The sequence below is a fragment of the Mesorhizobium sp. M5C.F.Ca.IN.020.29.1.1 genome (genome assembly GCF_003997375.1).
In the GTDB taxonomy this organism is placed as follows: Bacteria; Pseudomonadota; Alphaproteobacteria; order Rhizobiales; family Rhizobiaceae; genus Mesorhizobium; species Mesorhizobium wenxiniae.
Window position 1 is genome coordinate 1 of record NZ_RZSW01000118.1, and the last position, 13,560, is coordinate 13,560.

The following is a 13,560-nucleotide window of genomic DNA, read 5'->3' on the forward strand; positions in this document are numbered from 1 at the left end:
TTTCAGCTTTGAGTAGCGATACAGCGCAAGTGGAGCCCATTTGAAAAACACGTTCGTTTCTTCGAATGGCAAAAAGACATCGGCATGCGAGGCAAGAATCGTAGCTATCAGCGTGGTGCCGCTATGTCCGCATCCGCAGACAAAGCCGGTGCATCGGATCAATTCACACCTGCCCAGTCGTCGGCATAAGATATGCCATGCCGCTGAAAGGCTTCATCAAGCTGCGTCCAGTAATCGAGCCGCGCAAGCACATTGTCACAAAAGGCAATATCATCCGCGCTGAGGTAGTCCAAATAACCACCGACCTTACCTTTTCGAACCTTGAAGCTTTCCGGGTCGTCAGGATTGCGCGGTTGCAATCTCCCGCCATAGCGCGCACCCAGCTCTCCTGAGATTTCAGATTGCTGCATTCGTTTGAACGATCTGCTGACGGCAACATCGGCAAGCTGGGACTCCTCAAAGGATTTTCCCAAGAATTTTCCGATGCTGCGCAATGCGTCGTTTGTATCCCGCTGCACATCTTCATAGCGCAGAAGCGCAATCTTTCGCATGTGACGTGCGGCTGCAAACCATTGCAGGTTGAAAAGGGCAATCTTCTCGACACCGTGTTTGGGGCTTCTTATACAATCGCCGATCGGACCTGCTTCCAGCCCATGGCGTTTGTTGACCTGAAAATATCCAGATACCGCAGTGTCGCGGGGGTCTCGCGTCAGGAATAGAATCCGTTGGCGTTTGTAGCGAGATTTGTCGGGGCTGATCTGCGCAATGTCACGCAGATCCTTGTGGTCGGAACCGTCATGCGTGTAAGCCGCATCCACGCCCAGATCGTCGAGCATTACGCGCAGCCAGGTCCGCCCGGATTTGGGAAACGAGACGACAAGGAGGGGCGGCTTTCTTGCAAAAAAGTTGGAAAACAAACTCAACTTGCGGACTCCGATTGCGGGCACTTTGATCGAGCAGATCAGCGATTGTAAATATCGATTAAGGCATGGGCGATCCGTTGCGAAGCCGGCACCTTTGGATCAATCGACAGATTGGCATTGAGGAAGTCCCGGCTTTGCTCAAAATAAGTCGGCCTTGACCTGACCGCAGCGCGGATATCCTCGACGAGGTCATGCTCCGACAATGTTGGTTTGAAAGCGCCCATAGGGCTGTCGAACTCGACCATGGGAGAAACCAGCGGAAACAGCACCACCGGAATGCCGCAGGCGATTGCTTCGTAAACAGTGGTGCTTGGGCGCGTTACGAGCGCCAGAGCCTGCGGGAGCAGCTGTGCGAAATCCAGGGTCGATTTGTTCGGCAAATCGACTTTTGCGAACATCGTGGGGTGGACGCTGACGACATGGGGAAGGCCGAGTTTCGCACATGCGCCTGCCACGGCTTCAATCGCTTGGCGATCTGCGGGCTTTTCGATATCCCCCTTGAAGTTCACCAGCACAAAAAGCCCTTTATCGTGCCTGGCGCCAGCACCTTCGACGGCACGCTCAATCACCGGGGAGCCGACAACGTATGTCGGCTGGCGTCTTTGCTGCAGCGCCGCTGGTCCCATCGAAAGGATGTAGTCAGCTCTCACAAATCGATGCGGCTGCAGCAGTCGCGCACCGCCGATCAGCCCGACCACACGGACCATGCCGAAGTTGATGGAGTCTATGAATCGCCTAAAGAATTGCGGCGCATAGTCATTTCCAGTCACCAGCATGTCGCCGGGTCTGATCATCCGCTCGAGCTCGGCAAAGCCGATATGCGATATTCCCCGGGCGTTGAGTTCAGGTCGCGCTACGCCGCCGCGTTTCAATCCATCGAGATGCGCGAACACGCAGCGGATGCCGCGGTCAACCATAATTTCTGCCGCGTCAGCCAGCAGCCGAACATTGTTGCGGTTGTGTGGGACGAAGTAGACAGTCCTCGTCGCTGCCCTGCCGCGGGCGTAGATACGCCCGCGCTTGAACAGATTTCCTGGATGAACAAGCCGGTACGCGGCGAGGAGCCGCTGCACAAAGCCTTCGCTGACAGGAGAAGCCGCCTTGGTTCTCGACCTACCCAAAGATATGCATCGCCTCTTATCCGTGAAATTCAGAACGGCCGCCCCGCCGGGTAGTTTACAATGCTCTTGCCGTCAAGAAAGGCGCTTGACCACTTCGCCGGTTTGGACCTGCCTGGCACACTCGCGATGCCTTGCGTGGTGGATTCAAACAGTGCTGATGAGCAAGCCCATGTGGTTTTGTGCGTCTTCCATCACCGCGGCCCAAGGCCTTTCCCGTTTCGAGACCAGCACGGCGGAAGGATAGTAGGGTGTGCAATCGCCCTCGACCGGCCAGGAACGTTTGAACCCATCGCCAAGGATAAAGACCGACGGTATGCCGAGCGCGCCCGCCAGATGCGCCCCGGTATTGCTGATGGTTACCACGGCGTCCATGGCGGCAACCTGCGCCGCGAAAAGGTCCATGTCGACAAGTTGGTCGATTGATCCGTCATGGAAAATACGCGCGAGCTCGCCATCGGTCAGGATCTCCAGGTCGGACTCGACCTGGCCATATTGCAGCGAAACGAACCGGAGGTCCGGACGGCTGATAAGCCCGCGCCATGCCGTAAGTGGCGGCAGGTCCTTGCCAGGATTGGAGCTGCCCCATGCGATGCCGACCAACGGCCGGCCATCCTTCCGATAGCGAGCGCGAAGTTCAGCGACCCGCGCCGGGTCCGGCTTCAGCGGGATGAAATGCTCCCGGATCGTGGTCTCATCTGTCTCGAACACGGCCGTCAGATGCTGAACGCCCGCAAAGGCCTGGGCCTCGCCATAGGCGGCCTTGTTCCCCTGACCGACAGCTCGCACATCGGCGGCGGGAAATGTCCGCTGAAAGAGCGGCACCAACCGGTGCTCGACCAGGACGATCAAACGAGCGGCCCGGGCGAGCGCGCGGCCGACGGAACTCGCATGATGGATCGCGGTGGCCAGACCCTGCTTTTCGGTCTCCATCAGATCAACGAGTAAGACCTGGTTCGAGATATCCTGGCCGAGCCATTCGCCGTTGACGTGGCCCTCAACGATGTGGCGCCGGGCGATCTTGAGCTCGGCCGCCGGGCCGTAGGCGCCCATACGCATCAGCGCCTTGCTAAGCTCGTCGAGCAGGCGAACCTCGCCCCGCGACTTCGCAATCGACCCCAGGGCCAGGGCTTTCGGCAGTGCGGCCGACCAATCGCGCGCCTCGATGCTTCGCCGATAATCCGCCATCTGATCGGCAATGTCGCCATCACGCCAGCGAAGGAAAAGCTGCCGCCGGTGGCGACGGAACCAGACCTTGTACTTGTAGCCTGCAAGCGCGACACCGCGGCGGAACCGGCGAAGGAGTTGGCTACCGGCCATCACCAACTCCACTGATGATTTGCGTAACCCGTCCACCTGCTTCCTGCATTGCGGATGCCCATGCCTGGCTGCCCTTCCGAACCAGTCGAACGCTTGGATATGTGGCTACCGTTTCGCCGAAGGCAGGCCACGACAGCCGAAACCCATCGTCAAGCATGACGACAGTCGAAACGCCAAGCGCTCCCGCTAGATTGGCGCCGGTGTTGCTGATCGTCACCACCGCATCGAGTGCTGAGATTTGCGCGGCAAAGCGGTCCATATCCGACAACTGGTCGACGGAAGCGTCATGGATGATGCGTCCCGGCGCCCAGCGTTCGAATTCGGCGAGCGCTGGCCCGACATCGCCATATTGCATACTGATGAAACGTCCCGGCAGATTGCCGAGCAGCGCCCGCCAATCGTCCAGAGCCGGCAGGTCCTTGCTCTTGTTCAGGCTTCCCCAGGCGAAGCCGATCAGAGGCCCCGAGCCGCGATTGAGATAGGTGCTGCGTAGCTCGGCCACCAGTCGGCGGTCCGGCTCCAACGGAATGAATGGCGCGCGCGCTGTCGGCTCATCCGGCCAGAAGTGCTTCGCCAGTGTCTCGAAGCAGGCGAAGACATCGGCGTCCGTCGCCGCCACCTCCCCTTCTCCTTCTAGCCTGATATCGAGCGCAGGATATGTTCTGCGATAAAGTGGCGCGAGTCGCGGCTCGACCAGAACGGTGCATCGTTCGGCAGCTGCGACCACCGGCCCCAGCAGCGACGCGAACTGGAAGAAGATTGCAAGATCGCCTTCGCGCCGCTCGACGGCAAGCCTGCGACCCGCAAGATCACTGCCATCCCATTCGGGCCGGCCGGGCACTTGCTTGCTCGACGCGATCAACTGCCAGGCACGATTCCCGCCGCCGAGACGTCTCAGTCCACGCCCGGCTTTTTTGACAAGCCCGGGATCGCCAAGCTGCTCACCGAGCAGGCCGAGTGCCAGCGCATGTTCCCGGGCCGCCTGCCAGTCACGCCGCTCGACACTCTGCGCCATCAGGCTCACATGCCGTTCGACGCTTTCGTCAGCATGGCGCGAGGGACGCCTGAAAAACTTCTTTGCTCGTTCAAGAACCTTCTGCAGCCGCTTGCCGTCAACACCTTGCGGGCGCAGGTCGGCGGCTTTTGCCTTTTCAAGGATGGATCGTCTGCTCGGCACAGCGACCTCAACTGTCGCTGGGCGGCGTCGAACGCACCGTCAGGATTGACGAGAGCCGCCGGCCGACGTCGTCGAGCACCACCGACCACGCACGTCCTTCCTTGCGAATGACGAGCCCCTTCGGATACCAGGGGGTTCGATCGCCAATCACTGGCCACGCTGTCTGAAACTTGTCGTCGATCAGGAAAATGGTCGGAACACCGAGTGCTCCGGACAGATGGGCCGCCGTATTGCTGATCGTTACGACCGCATCGAGCGCGGCGATCTGCGCGGCGAAACGGTCCATATCAACCATCTGGTCGACACTGTCATCATAGATAAGCCGCGCATCATTGCCATTGCGCAGGCGCCGCAGCGCCGGCTTGATCTGTCCGTACTGGAGGGAAACGAATGTCGCATGTGTCTGGGCGATGAACCGTGCCCATTCGGGGAAATCAGGCACGTCCTTGGTGTGTGATTTGCTGCCCCAGGACAGACCCACCAGTGGCAGATCGGTCATCGAGCGATAGCGCTTGCGGAATGTCTGGACGAGTTCAGGATCTACCCGCAGCGGCACGAAATCGGCGGCAAGTCTTTCGGCATCGCGGCCGAAAACCCAGGCGAGATTTTCGAAGGTCGCAAATTTGTCACCAACGACATTCTGCTGCGCTGGAACCACGGTCGCATTCGGGAACGTCCGCTGCACAAGCGATACGAGGCGCGGCTCGACCCGAATTGTCGCGCTTTGCGCACATCCAGCGGCGGCGCCGGCCAGTCGCGCATGGCGAATGACCCGGCCAAGACTGCGAGGATCATCCTCTACAAGATCGATCAGCAGTGTATCCGAACCGAGGTCTTCTCCGGTCCACTCATTGGCAGCTTTTCCTTTTCGTTGCCGGCGAGCGGACAGCCGAAGCTCGGCCGCTCGCGCGAAGTTTCCAAGCCGTTCGAACGCCTGGCCTGCCTTCTGCATCAGCTCCGGGTCGCGGACACGATCGGCCATGATGGCCATTTCATTGGTACTTGCTTCAAGGCCTGTCCAGTCCCTGCGCACGATCAGCGCGTCGACCTTGGCCTGCTGCTCAAGAACGGAACGAGGCTTGGAGCCGGTATACAGCGCCCGCACGGCCTTTGTGTATCGGCGCAACTGCAGGCCCAATCCACCTATCACATACCGGATGTAGGAACCGTGGTAAAAACTGGTCATCGGCCTTCAGCGCAATACGCTCTGCCGCAGCGTTTTGCCGCCTTCGACGATTGGAGCGGACGCTTCCAAATGGAAGATCGAGCGATAGATTTCGCTGCGCATGGCGAGTTCGTCATGGGTCCCGGAGTCCGCAAGCATACCAGCGTCAAATACCAGGATGCGATCGGCCGCCTTGATGGTTGAAAGCCTGTGCGCAATGCAGATCACAGTGCGCTGAAATGCATCGTCGAACGCAGCCTCCATGACCGCCCGTTCGTTTTCGCCGTCGAGCGCGGATGTTGCTTCATCGTAGACAATCACCGGAGCATTTTTGAGTAGGGCGCGCGCGATGGCAACGCGTTGTTTCTGCCCGCCCGACAGATTGGTGCCGCTCGGACCAACCAGCGTGTCGAGCCCGTCTTCCAGGCTCGAAGCAAAGCTTGTGACCCGGGCGAGGTCCGCCGCGGACTCGATTTCCAGATCGCTGGCGTTCGGGCGTCCGTCCCGAATATTGTCACGGATCGAGCCTTCGAACAGGAAAACATCCTGTGAAACCAGGGCGATATTGTCGCGAACGTCGGCCAGGCTGATCTTCGAAATGTCCTTTCCGTCGAGGAGAATCCTGCCCCTGTCCGGCTCCATCAGGCGCAGGATGAGATTGACGATGGTCGTTTTGCCGGCGCCGGAGCGGCCGACGATCGCCAGCTTCTCACGAGGCCGCACCTCGAAGGAAACACCGTGCAGCGCAGGGCTATTCCCTTCATAGGAGAAGGCCACATCTTCAAAACGGAGGCCGCCCTCGACATCGGTGAGGTGCTCACCCGCGGTTGCGAGTTGCCGCTGTTCGGGCGTGTCGATCAAATCATACATCTGACCGACGGCCACCATTTGCTTCTGGATGTCGACATTGACCCGGGCCAGCCGCTTGGCGGGTTCATAGGCAAGCATAAAGGCGGTTATGAAGGCCATAAAATCGCCCGGCGTCTTGCCGTTGCCGAGGGTCTGCCAACTGGCGTAAATAATGAAAAGGCCAATGATGAAGCCGCCGCCTGTCTCCATCAAAGGACTCATCAACGCCGATGTGCGGTTGATCTGGATGCCGCGCCTTTCCATCTTGCGGACGGCCTTCGCGAAGCTGGCGGCCGCCTTGTCTTCGAGTTGGAAGGACTTGATGGTGCGGATACCTTCGACGGCTTCCGTGCCGATCGACTGGACCAGTGCTGCCAACTCCGTCTCGCCCCTTGCCAGCGCCTTGAGCTTCCTGGTTATCGCGCCCACCGATAGGAATAGCAGGGGTAGAACCGCCACCGATATCAGCGACATCATTGGATCCTGCTTGACCATGACGCTTGCCAGGGCAATCAGCTTCAGCACATCGGAGACGGTGCTGCTCGTGATGGTGAGAATAACGGCGGCCCCGGCGCGCGCGTTGAACATGATCTTGGAGACGAATTTCGCCGGATGCTGGTTAGCGAAGCGGTTGATGTCGAAACGCACCATTCGGGAAAACTGGCGGTTTTGAAGGTCCGAAACGATAGCCCGGCGAACCTTCCCCGTTGTGATGGTCTGGCAGTAGTCGGCGATCCCCTTGACCAGGAAAATGCCGACAATCACGGCGCTAATACCCCATGCGGCGGCAGCGTTCCGTTCTACATAAATGCTATTGATCATGACACTCATGATCCAAGCCGTTGCGCCGGTCGCCGCCGCAGCGACGATCGAACACAGCAAACCGGTGAGATACAGCCTTATGTGCGGCGGCAGGTTCTCCACGATCAGGCGCTTGACCAGCGGGTATGCCAGGGCCGCTGAAATTCGTTTCTTTGCGCTCATTCCGTTTCCCGATGCGATGTATCGTTCTCTGACGACCCTCGCTCCTGCCGATCCATGAAAATTTTTCTCGGCGCCGTCACACATGCGCCAAACTGATACCAGACGTCTGACTTCGTTCGAAGTTATAGTCAATCTTGAATCCTCCTGATTGCGGCTAGCGGCGAAGCGGACTAAGTGTCGGGCATTGCTGTCGTCGGCCGGCTATGGAGATCATGGAGCAATTGTGACATTGCTAGAGCGAGTTCGACGAAAGTATTTTCGACTCCGCCACCAACTCGGATACATTAAACCTATTCGCTTGATGGCATCGAACAAATCAAACACGAAGTATGCAGACTTTGTCAGTTCTGGCACCATTACAATCCGCAAAACCTCAATATTAACTTCTGACGATATATTCTTTACGATGGGGAGTTGCTTCGCGCAGGAAATTCGACGTGCATTGACAAGCAGACAGATCGCATGCGTTCCGTCTTACAGATATATCAGCTTCGACCCGACACAGGCCATTGTAGATGAGCTGCCTCGGCAGGAGCATATGAACTTCTACAACACCTTCACTGTTCGCCTTCAGGTCGAGCAAATGCTTGGGTTGTGGGATCAGGCCCATGACGACTGGTGGCAGGTCAAGAAACGTGCTCCTTGGGGCCCAATCTGCTTTCAGGACCCGTACCGCCGCGGCATCTTCGCCAAATCTCCGCAAGTTCTCAGAGAGGTGATCGAGAGCATAAATGGAGAGATGCGGGTTGGCTTCGATGCAGCCACGGCATTCATATTCACCTTCGGAATGACTGAGGTCTTCATCAACAAATCCAGTGGCAAAGCAGCAGCACAGAAACCGCTTTATCGTGGCGGAGGCGGAATGCAGGAAACGACGCTTCACGTCAGCGGCTTTCAGGAAAACTACGCCAACGTGATGGCTACCGTGGACATGGTCCGTCAACACAAGCCCGATGCACCGATAATTCTCACAGTCTCACCGGTTGCATTGGCTCGGACGTTTCAAGACATGGATGTCGTCACTGCGAGCACTGAAGGGAAGTCCGTTCTTCGGGCTGTGCTTGGTCAAGTCTGCCGGGAACGGGACAATGTCCATTACCTTCCCTCATTCGAGCTTGTCACCTATAGAGGCCTTGCTCGCAGCTATAGAGAGGACTTACGGCACGTAAAGAAATCGGTCGTCGAGGAGATCGTTGAACAGTTTTTCAATGCATACTTTTCTCCGTCGGCGTCATCACGCGGGAATTGACATCCCGTGCCTTGCCGCCGTGACATCCCTCTCTTGATGTCTATGGAAAGTAGCCGCAGCCATTCAGCGCTAGCTTGCCTTTACGACAATCGCCTGCCCCGTTGGGAGCTCGATGATACCTTCCGGGCGGTTTTCAAAGAATTGATCAAAGGCCTTTCGGGCTCCAGGACAGAGTCCAGAGCCGTAGTCGTCACATATGATCATGCCATTCGCGCACACCCGATCGTAGAAGAAGGCAAGCGCGTCACGTGTCGGCTCGTATAGATCGACGTCAATATGGACCAGGGCGAAACGCCGGTCGGATACGCTGGAAAAGGTCTCTGGTATCCATCCCACATGAAAAGTGGTGTTGCTGAAGCCGGAAATATTCTCTCTGGCTATCTTCTCGTCGGTGCTGAGATCGCCGGACTTCCATGGCGTTCGGCCGTTTGGCTTGCGATCCTCTGCGGTTGGTTCGGAGAGGCCAGCGAACGAGTCGAAAAGGTGGTAGTGCCGTGGCCGAAGATCGCTCATCAGCATGAATATCGTCGACCGGCCTTGCCTTACGCCGCATTCGGCCACATCGCCATCGATACGCTCGATCGATCGCAAGCAGCTTTGCAGGACGAAAGCCCGGGGATCTGGAATCCCGCGGATGTTTTTGACCCGCTGCAGCGCCTTTCGGAAAAATGGCTGGTCCTTCCAGATCATATGACTGGAATAAACATAGAAGCCGTATTTGTCGGCCTGCTTCTGAGAAACCTTATACCAAGCCACGCCTCTGCGTTTCTTCGAAACAACAGCGCGTGCCATATCTCTTAATTTCATCGGTACCCAGCATTTTCGGTAGGTTCATAAAACGGGCGGAATCGAAAGCTCTGCCGGCATCAGACGCGGAATGAAGTCGAGTTCCGGCTGCAGGACATGGGCTTCTCGAGCGCGCAAGAAAGCACTTTCTGGTGCCCGCAATAAGGCGACGTCGAGGTTGGAACTTGCATGGGGTGCGACTCAAGATCACGGGCCACGTGCCTGGGCCGGTCCGGAAACAGTCAAACGCCCGGGCTGTCGGAGTTATCCTACTGCCCGGCCTGCGCTGCGCGCGCCGCGAGTGATGGCGCCTGCGGCAGACACCCATCGAAAAGCTCAGGCATCGCGCTTGGCGGCGGCAGGCAGCCCCATAACATCGATCGTGGCGGAGGAAGACCCAGGTTCAATGAAGCGGTAATCGAAAGGCTGGCTGGCGCATTCCTGCCATTCTCGGGCATGGCGCGGGTGCGCCAGGTATTGTTCAGTCGCAAATCGAGAGGTTCAGTCGACTGCCCCGACCAGAACATCGGGGTGTTCAAGTATCGCGACCCAGCGCCCGGTATGCGTGGACGATTGCCTTTTTAGAAATCTATATCCAGTTTCCGACCAAAGCTTCACGTCGTCGTTGAGGTTGTCGAGCACATAATCGCCTTTGTCGGTCTTGACCGTCAGCACTGCGTGCCCCTCGCCGTCTTTTTTTCTGACGACAGTGATCAGAAGGTTTGAGAGCGATATGCCCTCCAAATTGAGCATCTGACGCTTAAGCAGGACGTAGTCCTCGCAGTCGCCGATCGCGCCAACAGGATAGGACCAAAATTCCATCGTGCCGTGAACGGCAAAATCGCTCACGGGCTTGATCGATCTGTTCACGAGTTTGGTGACGGACGCGAGCTTATCTTCCATTCCACTGGTCATAAGAACCGGCGGGATCTTGCCTGATCGTATCCTGCATTCTGCGGTCTGCCTTCGGCAGAATTCCATGTAGCCAACTGGGATGGAGGTCCGCTGCCCGGTGGCCATGGCACCAGGTACTGCATCGGCCGAAGCTTTCTCCATCGGCGTCGCGGATATCATCAAGCCTATCAGTAGGCCGGCACACAGCCATGCCCGCGGTATCACCAATCCCATTCGCCCCGCCCAAGGTAACGACCCGAAACAATCTTTAACATCGCGTTACCATCTTTTCATGGGGACATCAACGCAGCCGACACACAATTTAAAGCTACGGTCGCGAACAATCATCAATGACCTGCTGGTGGGCGCTGCGGTCAATGCTGGAGAACTTCCATAACCACTTGGAAGATCATGACCTACGCGTGTTGTCGCATGACCACATCGGCGTATTTCTGTCATCGACGGCTCAAACGCGGACAGGGCGGCCGAGAAAAAAATTGTAGCCAAATTTGTCGAAGCAAAAAAGTCCAAGAGCTACGGGGCTCTCGCGTAGATTCGCATACATTCGGATACATTTCGATGGCGCTCGGGCAAATCTCTGCGACAGGCGTGGCGTAAGTTTCGATCGTGAGCAGGAAGCCTCGTCATAGTGACGGGACAGAAAGCCGACAGCGATTTCGCAAGCAGGAGTCAACTCCGCGCGAGGCCGATTGGCAGGTCTGCTCATTCCAAGAAAGGAAAATACGATGAACAAACTTGCAACGGCTTTCGCCCTCCTCGCCTTGTCGACGGGAGTCTCTCTCGCTGCCGCCCAAAATCCGGACCGCGATCCGACCCGCGGATTTGCTCCTGATGTCGACAAGGGCGAATTGACCTTAGACACCAATCATACGGCTTCCTTGCCGCCACCCGTGGTAGCCCCGAAAGAACAACGACCACAGCCCGGCAAGGTCCTCAGGGGTCGTGCACCATGGGCGGGTCGTTAATATACTGACCTTGTCCTCCCATGCAAAAAGTCCAACCACCCGCCATGCAACGAAGGGTGGTTGGACAGGGCGCTAGAAAATCCTGCAGCCATGGATGCATTGACCGTCTCTGGCGAGAGTATTGAATTGCGTCAGGTCGCGAACTCAGGAAAAAATCGTGGCGAGGCTTCGAGGGCCGCGTCTGCATCTGCGCCGCTGTCAATCGGCCGTCACGTCGGCCGCTGCCATCCCTTCCAGCGCCGCCGCGAACGGTTCCGCGTCAACCTGACCAAAGCGACCGGACTGTAGGCGATAAGTCCTTCCCCCTGCCCTGCTCCGGTCCTGAATGAGCCCATATCCCAGGTCAGAACTCCCACGAAGAGAACAACTCGAGACCGGTCGTGCCGAAGTCGCCCAAGTTCCGCGTCGCCAAGCTGGTCGCCATTCACTCTTGAGATTGCAGCAATCATGCCGTCGGGCGCCGACATCCCCCGGCCCTGCCGCATGGCGGTACTCAGGATTTCCCCATAGGCCTAATGGCGCTGGTCAGTGATCCGCCGCCAGCGAGATCGCAAGATGTATAGACAACCGGTCGCAACTGGTGTTCGTTTCCAATCCGATCGCATGCAATTTCGGAAAATGCAGGAATCGTGACTATGGACGCCGCTTCCTTGTTCGATCTGACGGGAAAAAAGGCGCTGGTGACGGGCGCCAGCCGCGGGATCGGCCAGGCTATGGCTGAGGCGCTTTCCGCGGCAGGTGCCGACGTTGCGGTGACCGCCCGCGACGAAGCGTCCCTTTTTGAGACGGCGGACCGAATTAGCGCTAACGGGCGAAGATCGCTTTGCCGGTCTCTCGACGTGCTCGACACCGATCGCATCCGCGTGGTGGTCGACGAGGCGGCGGATACCTTTGGCGGGCTCGACATCCTGGTCAACAACGCCGGCTATGAGCAAGTCCAGCCGTCGCTCGACGTGGACGAAGCGCTGTGGGACCGCATCGTATCGACCAATCTGAAGGGCGCCTTCTTCTGCGCGCAGGCTGCGGCGCGGCGGATGGCTGCCGACAGCAGCGGTGGCGCGATCATCAATCTTTGCTCGCTGACCTCCTATGTCGGCATTCCGACCGCGGCACCTTACGGCTCCTCGAAGTCTGGGCTTCTGGGCATGACGCGCGCGCTGGCCACGGAATGGGCATCGCTCGGCATCCGCGTCAATGCCATCGCTCCGGGGTATTTCCATACGGCGATGACGGATGCTTTTTATCAGGATCCCGACTGGCAGACGGCAATGCTGGCCAAGATACCGCAGCGGCGTTTCGGCACGATGGAGGATCTGGCCGGAGCCGTTGTATTCCTGGCGAGCGGGGCATCCGCCTATGTCACCGGGCATTGCCTCCCAGTTGACGGCGGCTATCTCGCATCCATCTGAGCGACTGAGGGCGGGTGCAACAAGAACCGTGTAGACCCACCTTGTATATGGTTGTATATACCACCTCGCAACGCTGGACGTCCTTGCATGCGGCCGGCGACAAAAAGGGGAACCACAATGCAGGAGCCTTTCCGGGCCGGAGCTTCGCGGGAAGCGGAAGGCGGCAGGGAAATTGCAGTCACAGTCCGCAACGTCGGGATGGACTTCGATGGGGTTCATGCCGTCAAGAATGCGTCCTTCGATCTACCGAAGGGCCGGTTCCTCACCATTCTGGGGCCTTCGGGGTCCGGCAAGACAACCCTCCTGCGCATGATCGCCGGATTCCAGACCCCGAGCAGCGGCGAGATCTTCATCAACGGTGAAGCGGTGAGCGCGGTGCCACCGCACAAGCGGTCGATCGGCATGGTCTTTCAGAGGCTTGCATTGTTTCCACATATGACGGCGGCTGAGAATGTCGCCTTCCCGCTGAAGATGCGTCGGCGCGATGCACGCACCATTCCCGAACGCGTCGAGCGATACCTCGCGCTGGTCCGGCTCGGAGGCTATGGCGGCAGGCGCATTCACGAACTTTCCGGCGGGCAGCAGCAACGCGTCGCGATCGCGCGGGCGCTGGTGTTCGAGCCCGACCTGCTGCTGCTCGACGAGCCGCTGGCTGCGCTCGACCGCAAGCTGCGCGAGGAAATGCAGCTCGAATTCCGCC

At 58.4% G+C, this 13,560-nt stretch carries 13 protein-coding genes and 1 pseudogene; 5 read left to right on the top strand and 9 right to left on the bottom strand.

What is annotated here, in order from left to right; genetic code table 11:
• Nucleotides 1–158 precede the first annotated feature (158 nt).
• The 6 genes from EOA85_RS12360 to EOA85_RS12385 form a co-directional block, all read right to left on the bottom strand.
• Nucleotides 159–923: a sulfotransferase domain-containing protein gene (locus EOA85_RS12360; protein WP_127209599.1), complete on the bottom strand. Its 765-nt coding sequence runs from the start codon at nt 921–923 to the stop codon at nt 159–161.
• 38 nt (nt 924–961) lie between these two features.
• Nucleotides 962–1,996, bottom strand: a complete 1,035-nt coding sequence (locus tag EOA85_RS12365) for a hypothetical protein (protein WP_127209600.1) — start codon at nt 1,994–1,996, stop codon at nt 962–964.
• A gap of 192 nt (nt 1,997–2,188) precedes the next feature.
• The gene (locus EOA85_RS12370; RefSeq protein ID WP_127209601.1) at nt 2,189–3,361 is read right to left on the bottom strand and encodes a hypothetical protein; all 1,173 of its coding nucleotides are present in this window, start codon (nt 3,359–3,361) and stop codon (nt 2,189–2,191) included.
• Nucleotides 3,351–4,538: a hypothetical protein gene (locus tag EOA85_RS12375; RefSeq protein WP_127209602.1), complete on the bottom strand. Its 1,188-nt coding sequence runs from the start codon at nt 4,536–4,538 to the stop codon at nt 3,351–3,353. The genes EOA85_RS12370 and EOA85_RS12375 overlap by 11 nt, the downstream gene beginning before the upstream one ends.
• A 7-nt stretch (nt 4,539–4,545) precedes the next feature.
• Nucleotides 4,546–5,724 (bottom strand): hypothetical protein, encoded by a 1,179-nt coding sequence (locus EOA85_RS12380; protein ID WP_127209603.1) that lies wholly within the window; start codon nt 5,722–5,724, stop codon nt 4,546–4,548.
• 6 nt (nt 5,725–5,730) lie between these two features.
• A complete protein-coding gene (locus EOA85_RS12385; RefSeq protein ID WP_245485710.1) occupies nt 5,731–7,383 on the bottom strand; it encodes an ABC transporter ATP-binding protein in 1,653 nt (550 codons plus the stop codon).
• Here EOA85_RS12385 and EOA85_RS38900 point away from each other — a divergent pair.
• Both EOA85_RS38900 and EOA85_RS12390 read left to right on the top strand, forming a co-directional pair.
• Nucleotides 7,382–7,594 carry a hypothetical protein gene (locus EOA85_RS38900; protein ID WP_245485713.1) on the top strand — a complete coding sequence of 71 codons (213 nt, stop codon included), beginning with the start codon at nt 7,382–7,384 and terminating at the stop codon, nt 7,592–7,594. The two genes, EOA85_RS12385 and EOA85_RS38900, sit on opposite strands and share 2 nt — an antisense overlap.
• 348 nt (nt 7,595–7,942) lie before the next feature.
• A complete protein-coding gene (locus EOA85_RS12390) occupies nt 7,943–8,785 on the top strand; it encodes a GSCFA domain-containing protein (protein ID WP_245485711.1) in 843 nt (280 codons plus the stop codon).
• A gap of 69 nt (nt 8,786–8,854) precedes the next feature.
• Here the strand turns inward: EOA85_RS12390 and EOA85_RS12395 are convergent, their stop codons facing one another.
• Nucleotides 8,855–9,577, bottom strand: coding sequence for a TylF/MycF/NovP-related O-methyltransferase (locus tag EOA85_RS12395; protein ID WP_164759617.1), 723 nt, complete (start codon nt 9,575–9,577; stop codon nt 8,855–8,857).
• Between the two features lie 495 nt (nt 9,578–10,072).
• Nucleotides 10,073–10,645, bottom strand: a complete 573-nt coding sequence (locus EOA85_RS12400) for a transglutaminase-like cysteine peptidase (protein ID WP_245485704.1) — start codon at nt 10,643–10,645, stop codon at nt 10,073–10,075.
• A gap of 896 nt (nt 10,646–11,541) precedes the next feature.
• On the opposite strand from EOA85_RS12400, the gene EOA85_RS12405 reads away from it, so the two are divergent.
• On the top strand, nt 11,542–11,739 hold the full coding sequence (locus EOA85_RS12405; protein ID WP_127209608.1) for a hypothetical protein: 198 nt from the start codon (nt 11,542–11,544) through the stop codon (nt 11,737–11,739).
• 55 nt (nt 11,740–11,794) lie between these two features.
• Here EOA85_RS12405 and EOA85_RS38905 read toward each other — a convergent pair.
• Nucleotides 11,795–11,984: pseudogene (locus EOA85_RS38905) on the bottom strand (type II toxin-antitoxin system VapC family toxin); the annotation flags it as partial.
• Nucleotides 11,985–12,086: 102 nt separating this feature from the next.
• Here EOA85_RS38905 and EOA85_RS12415 point away from each other — a divergent pair.
• Both EOA85_RS12415 and EOA85_RS12420 read left to right on the top strand, forming a co-directional pair.
• On the top strand, nt 12,087–12,860 hold the full coding sequence (locus tag EOA85_RS12415) for a glucose 1-dehydrogenase (RefSeq protein WP_065007889.1): 774 nt from the start codon (nt 12,087–12,089) through the stop codon (nt 12,858–12,860).
• A gap of 117 nt (nt 12,861–12,977) precedes the next feature.
• A partial coding sequence (locus EOA85_RS12420; RefSeq protein WP_127209609.1) for an ATP-binding cassette domain-containing protein occupies nt 12,978–13,560 on the top strand: 583 nt, incomplete at its 3' end.

Bases quoted from the DNA above. Each gene is read 5' to 3' on its own strand.
- EOA85_RS12385 (WP_245485710.1), bottom strand. From the start codon at position 7,383: ATGAGTGTCATGATCAATAGCATTTATGTAGAACGGAACGCTGCCGCC.
- EOA85_RS12380 (WP_127209603.1), bottom strand. From the start codon at position 5,724: ATGACCAGTTTTTACCACGGTTCCTACATCCGGTATGTGATAGGTGGA.
- EOA85_RS12415 (WP_065007889.1), top strand. From the start codon at position 12,087: ATGGACGCCGCTTCCTTGTTCGATCTGACGGGAAAAAAGGCGCTGGTG.
- EOA85_RS12400 (WP_245485704.1), bottom strand. From the start codon at position 10,645: ATGATATCCGCGACGCCGATGGAGAAAGCTTCGGCCGATGCAGTACCT.
- EOA85_RS12390 (WP_245485711.1), top strand. From the start codon at position 7,943: ATGGGGAGTTGCTTCGCGCAGGAAATTCGACGTGCATTGACAAGCAGA.
- EOA85_RS38900 (WP_245485713.1), top strand. From the start codon at position 7,382: ATGATCCAAGCCGTTGCGCCGGTCGCCGCCGCAGCGACGATCGAACAC.
- EOA85_RS12370 (WP_127209601.1), bottom strand. From the start codon at position 3,361: ATGGCCGGTAGCCAACTCCTTCGCCGGTTCCGCCGCGGTGTCGCGCTT.
- EOA85_RS12395 (WP_164759617.1), bottom strand. From the start codon at position 9,577: ATGGCACGCGCTGTTGTTTCGAAGAAACGCAGAGGCGTGGCTTGGTAT.
- EOA85_RS12405 (WP_127209608.1), top strand. From the start codon at position 11,542: ATGGATGCATTGACCGTCTCTGGCGAGAGTATTGAATTGCGTCAGGTC.